The sequence below is a fragment of the Paenibacillus sp. OT2-17 genome (assembly GCF_009827695.1).
GTDB lineage: Bacteria > Bacillota > Bacilli > Paenibacillales > Paenibacillaceae > Paenibacillus > Paenibacillus polymyxa_B.
Genome location: NZ_WUDQ01000380.1, coordinates 1 through 3,625, shown reverse-complemented (window position 1 = coordinate 3,625; position 3,625 = coordinate 1). Strand labels below are relative to the sequence as shown.

Here is a 3,625-nt window from a genome sequence, read left to right as displayed (position 1 = left end):
ATATAATATAACGCAACCCAATAACCTGGGAGCTGGCGATGTGATTCGTTCACATTGACAAGAACTTGTACCGATTGCCGAAATGGACAAGAACATAGTCCGATTACCGATTAGGCATACAAACTCCTTGCCTCGGTCAGCAGTTGCTGTTTGGAAGGCTTTCGCAGGGTACTGAGAAGCAGCTACGCCAAAGGCAATTTCCATCCGGCATCTGAATCGCAGTGGACAGACGCGAGTTTTGCGTTCAACCAATGTAGCGACGCAGCCCTTACTAACGACCGTATCCAGTTCCTTGACGATGGAGGATTCTAACTTACTACGTTGGACCATGCTAAGATGAGTGTAGCTCATGGTGGATTCTCCTTGTGTGATTGTGGGTGTAGGAACTTGCATTCTACACGAATCCAGCTATGGGCCCTTTTTCATTTACTTCCAGCAGGTGTCGAACTTCTTATTACAATTCGTCAACGACAGTTCAAATGGAAAAAGTACTTAATATGTGCAGAGAGGAGTAAAATCGTTTGAGTTAATGAATTAGAAGGAGAAGGATAATCTGTGTAGCGAATGCGAATAGCAGACAAAGGGGGTATAAAAAAGTCGAGCAAGAATTCAATTTATCCTTGTGCTCGACTATTTTAGGACCTTTCTAAAAGCGCATTACAATATTAACTGGTGCGCCGAACCATTAATTCCGTAGGAAATATTTCTTCGACAGGTGCGATGTGCTGCCCGTCAGACTCAATGGATTCTATCATCAACTTAGAAGCGGCCTCGGCCAATTCGTTGATAGGATGCCGGATAGTCGATAAGCTCAGTAGCTCGGAGACGGTCGGCATATCATCGACACCCAAAACGGCAAGGTCTTGTGGAACGGACAGCTCCAAATCTTTGCAGGCCTTTAAGACCCCGATGGCGGAAGTATCGCTTAAACAAAACAACGCTTGCGGTAGCTGGTTGGTTTGGGCCAGATTTTTCACGGTATCGTAACCGAAATTCTCCGTCATATCTCCTGTGATAACGGTCATTAGTTTTCCGTTTTGCTGCAAGGTATCGCTAGCACCGTTTAGGCGGTCGTCGAATCCGGGCACATGACCGTGCGGATAAGTCAAAATAACCAGATTATGAAAACCTCGGGATAATAAGTGATTCACCCCGGTCTGACCGCTTTGGTAGTCGTTGACGCGCAATACGTGTGCTCCATAAGATAAATTGTGGCGTCCAATAGTAATGACTGGTACGTTCAGATCCATCAATTTGGGCATGAATTTTTCTGTACCTATGGTCGCTTTGACGATGATCCCGTCAACCATCTGGATATTCATGAAGATTTCTTCAAAGTCCAACAGGATTATTTTATATCCCAGCATCTTTAACTGCTGCTTAATAACTTTGGCAAAATGGAGGAAGTATAGGTCCTCAAAATAACCGTCATAGGTACTGTCGGATAAAACGAGCCCAATCGTGTGCATTCTGCCGGTAATGAGGCTTTTCGCAACAGGGTTCACTTGGTAACCTAACTTTGTGATCGAGAGACTGATCTTTTCTTTCGTCTGCAAGCCCATTTTCTGAAAGTTGCCGTTCAGAAAATGGGAGACTGTCGCGGGCGAACAGCCCGCGTCTTTTGCCACTTGAACTAAGGTAACCCTTTTCTTAGCCATTTTTTACCTCTACTTTTTTTATTGCGGCTTTTCCTATGATTAGCGAGGACGTCTTTCCAATACGCCAGGCAGTGCGGGAAACACTTGATGCGGTTCAGTCTGGTACCAATAGCATACGGAACTCACGTCGTCACTTCTTTCAAATAACGCTTTTCCATCATGCCCGATCTGTTGAACGGTGACACGTAAATCCTCTTCAAACAAAATGGGGTCAAGTATATGCCAACGATAGAAGCCGCGCATCGGACAAGCAGCTCCATCATAAATATGCGATCTGGTGTTGTCTGTCACCTGGAAATGCGGAAAGCCCATAAAGGGAGTCGAGTACGTCTGTTCCTGCACCGGGTTCCCGTTGTCGTATTTCACAAAGCCCCAAGCGCCGCCGAAGTAATCCTCCGTACCTGTTCCGCAGATGGTCGGCCAATCCAGGTCGCCATCGAGATAAAATTTCACTTCCCCTTCGCCGTACCAGTAACGTGATAAAGAAGTCCATGCCATATAGGTGCCGACATATTTGCCTCTTCCTTTAATTCCATCTATAATCGTATAATCCTGCTTGAGCTTGGTAGGATTTTCTCGGCGGAATTGGGCGTGGAAATACTCCGTATCCTCAGGGAGTTCATCAACCAGTACGTAATCAAACTGGTAGAAGAACGCTTCGATCTCCTGGGGATGCTCATTCGTAATGGTTACTTTGGCGGCTTTTTTGAATGGCATCGCAAAGTAACTGTTCATGCCGCCGACCGGGTTCACCACGATCGGCAAGGAATTGACGATCGCTCTGGCACCGAACCCATTGCAGAAGAAATCGCCCAGCGGAACTTCCACGGAGGGGGCCTCTTCATTGTCCCAATACATCCGCAACACCAGATCACGCAACACGAACCACCCAGTCTCGGTTTGGTCGGTCACGGTCATCCAGATGTGCTGGATGATGCCCGGACCTTCGATATCGACGAGCGTGGCAGTTTCACCTTGGGCCAGCGAGATAAAGGCTTTGCCTTTTCGGGCAATTCCCAAGGAACCCGTGGCTTTCCCGCCTTCTCCTTTCAGGCCTCGTGGGTTTTCCGCTGTGATCGCTCTGCTTTTTCCTCTCATTTTGCCAAAAAGGTGATTCATGGATTGCATAGTTGATCTCTCCTTATCCTTTAACTGCTCCGTCAGAAACGCCGGACATCAAGTATTTGTTTAAAAATAAATATATGATAATGATTGGGATGATGCTGATGCTGATAGCCGCAAATGTCTGCCCCCAATCCGTCGCTCCGAAAGCCCCGATGAACTCCTGAAGCCCCACCGCGATCGTTTTATATTGCTTGTCGTTCGTAAAGGTGTTGGAAAAAATAAAATCATTCCAAATGAGAACGAAATTGATGGATGCGACCGTGATCGTCGTGTTGATGGTAAGCGGTGAAATGATTTTATAGAACACCTGATAAATATTGCACCCGTCCATGACAGCGGCTTCAATCAATTCATTGGGCACGTAACTGTAAAAGCTGGTGAAGATCAAAATCGACAAAGGCAAGGCAAATCCAACTTGTGGAAGGATTAGCGCAAGATACGAGTTCAGTAGTCCGAAGTCTTTGTACATAATAAACAACGGGATTAAGGTGACTTGAATCGGAATCATGATACCGACCGTAAAGAACAGCAGCAGTTTCGAATTTAATTTGAAATTCATTTTGACGAGAGCAAAACCCGCCGTTGAGCTTAAGAAGATGATCAGTAGTAGGCAGCTGAACGTAACGATGGCTGTATTTTTGATATACAGCAGTAGATTACTTTCCCTAAACACACTCCCATAGTTGTCGAACGACCATAACGTCGGCAGCGAAAAGGGTTTTGTCGTCAGTTCGATGCTTGATTTGAAGCTGGACAGCATCAGCCAGACAACCGGGTAGATCTGCACGATCAGGATCATGATGACGGTAAAATAGAGCAGGAAGGACCAAGCTGTTTTTTTG

3 protein-coding genes and 1 pseudogene are annotated in these 3,625 nt (G+C 46.1%); all 4 read right to left on the bottom strand.

Annotated elements, in window-relative coordinates; genetic code table 11:
* Positions 1-114: 114 nt before the first annotated feature.
* A pseudogene (locus GRP75_RS21595) lies at positions 115-291 on the bottom strand (IS30 family transposase); the annotation flags it as partial.
* A 374-nt stretch (positions 292-665) separates the two neighbouring features.
* Positions 666-1,658 (bottom strand): LacI family DNA-binding transcriptional regulator, encoded by a 993-nt coding sequence (locus GRP75_RS21590; RefSeq protein ID WP_160790319.1) that lies wholly within the window; start codon positions 1,656-1,658, stop codon positions 666-668.
* Between the two features lie 39 nt (positions 1,659-1,697).
* Entirely contained in the window at positions 1,698-2,786 is a 1,089-nt protein-coding gene (locus GRP75_RS21585) for a glycoside hydrolase family 172 protein (RefSeq protein ID WP_160790318.1), read from the bottom strand.
* Positions 2,787-2,799: 13 nt separating this feature from the next.
* Positions 2,800-3,625: carbohydrate ABC transporter permease (locus GRP75_RS21580; protein ID WP_202404252.1), on the bottom strand; the 826-nt coding region annotated here is incomplete at its 5' end.